Source organism: Streptomyces adustus, from assembly GCF_009377175.1.
GTDB lineage: Bacteria > Actinomycetota > Actinomycetes > Streptomycetales > Streptomycetaceae > Streptomyces > Streptomyces adustus.
The window spans coordinates 1-1,860 of sequence record NZ_VJZD01000520.1; the positions used below are offsets into that span (position 1 = coordinate 1).

Consider the following 1,860-nt stretch of genomic DNA (forward strand, 5'->3'; position numbering starts at 1 on the left):
CGCCTCACTCCCTCCCCATAAGAGCTCCGGACGAAGGTGGGGCCCGGCGGGCGCCAGGGGGCAGCGGCGGCGTACGGATCTTCAGGATGCCGGCCCTGCCGTAGCCTCCTCCTCCGGTTCGGAAGTCCGCGTATCGGGCGCGGTGCGAGGATCTACCCGGCATCCTCCGGGAACCGGGCCTCCACCTCGAAGAACTTCAGGAACAGCGCGAACCCCAGCCGATTCACCCCCGACTCGCGAGGGACACCTCGGTCGACTTGATCAGCGCGGTGACGGCCGAGCCCGCCGACAGACCGAGCTCGGTCGCGGAGTCCCGGGTGATCGCCGCGGTCAGCACGGCACCGTCGACGGCGACCTTCACGGTGGCCATGGCGCCGCCCGCAGTGACGTCCCGGACCGTGCCGGGCAGCCGGTTGCGGATGGAGAGACCCTCGACCGGCCCGGTGGCGAGGGCGACCTCGGTGGACTTCACCAGGGCGTGCACCGCGGCGCCCGTCGTCAGGCGGAGCTCCTCGACGGCCTCCAGGGTGATCGCCGCGGTGAGGTCCTGGCCACCGGCCAGACGGACCTTCACCGTCGCCATGACCTCGCCCGGGGTGACGGCGGTGACGGTGCCGGGGAGCTGGTTGCGGATGCTCAGGCTCATGGGGGGATGCCTCGCAGACGGTGGGGTGCGTCGGGCTCTGGGCCTCGGGTGGCCCCACCGTAACCAGACGGGGCCGTCAGGCCGGGTACGCGTGCGTCTGCGTCGCCTTCACCGTCGCCCAGACCGATGCGCCCGGATGCAGATCGAGCTCGGCCGCGGCGACCGTGGTGAGGTCCGCGGCGATCGGGAGTTCGCCGGCGAGGTCGGCCCGGATCCGGTCGCCGTGGGTCTCCAGGCCCACGACCTCGCAGCGCCACAGATTGCGGGCGCTGGAACCGGTGGGACGGTCCCGGTACAGGGTGACCGCGTTCGGCGGGAACGCCACGAAGACCTCGCCGGACAGGGCCTCGGTGGTGGTGACGGCGGGGCCGGCGTCGAGACGGACCGTGTGCCCGTCGGACCGTCCCCGGTAGAGGTTCAGGCCGACCAGCTGCGCGATGTAGTCGGTCCGCGGATGACGGGCGATGTCGGTCGGGGCGCCCTCCTGGACGACGCGGCCGTCCTCGACGACGACCAGCCGGTCGGCCAGCACCATGGCGTCCAGCGGGTCGTGGGTGACCAGTACGGCGACGGCCTCGAACTCGGCGAGATGGCGGCGCAGGCGGCCCCGTACCTCCAGCCGGGTACGGGCGTCCAGGGCGGCGAGGGGCTCGTCCAGGAGCAGCAGCCGCGGCCGGGTGGCCAGCGCGCGGGCCAGGGCGACCCGCTGGGCCTGACCGCCGGAGAGGCGGCGGGGTTTGGCGTCGGCGTGATCGGCCAGACCCATACGGTCCAGCCACTGCGCGGCCAGGGCCCGGGCCTGCGCCTTGGAGCTGCCCTGGCAGCGCGGGCCGAAGGCCACGTTGTCCAGGGCCGTCAGGTGCGGGAAGAGCAGATAGTCCTGGAAGACCACACCGACCGGGCGGGACTCGGGGGGTGTGCCGTCCAGTGGGACGCCGTCGAGGCGCAGATGGCCGCCGGAGGGCGGGACGAGACCGGCGAGCACGCGCAGTGCCGTGGTCTTGCCCGCGCCGTTGGGGCCGAGCAGGGCGACGACGTCACCGGGCGCGGCCGTCAGCGCGACGTCCAGGCGGAACGTGCCGCGGTCCACGACGAGACGGGCGTCGAGGCCGAGGCCCTGGCCGTGCGGGTCCGTGAGGGTGGGGCGGACCCGGTCGGCGTCGAGGTCGGTCATGAGTCAATCGTCCGGCAGAGTCGGGGGCAGGGGCAGGGGC

2 protein-coding genes are annotated in these 1,860 nt (G+C 73.7%); both read right to left on the reverse strand.

Annotated elements, in window-relative coordinates; all coding sequences use genetic code 11:
* Positions 1-223: 223 nt before the first annotated feature.
* Entirely contained in the window at positions 224-646 is a 423-nt protein-coding gene (locus FNH09_RS46265) for a TOBE domain-containing protein (protein WP_152895857.1), read from the reverse strand.
* A 76-nt stretch (positions 647-722) separates the two neighbouring features.
* Positions 723-1,820 (reverse strand): ABC transporter ATP-binding protein, encoded by a 1,098-nt coding sequence (locus tag FNH09_RS46270; protein ID WP_152895858.1) that lies wholly within the window; start codon positions 1,818-1,820, stop codon positions 723-725.
* Positions 1,821-1,860 lie beyond the last annotated feature (40 nt).

Coding starts and splice junctions, on each gene's coding strand:
- FNH09_RS46270 (WP_152895858.1), bottom strand. CDS start 1,820: ATGACCGACCTCGACGCCGACCGGGTCCGCCCCACCCTCACGGACCCG.
- FNH09_RS46265 (WP_152895857.1), bottom strand. CDS start 646: ATGAGCCTGAGCATCCGCAACCAGCTCCCCGGCACCGTCACCGCCGTC.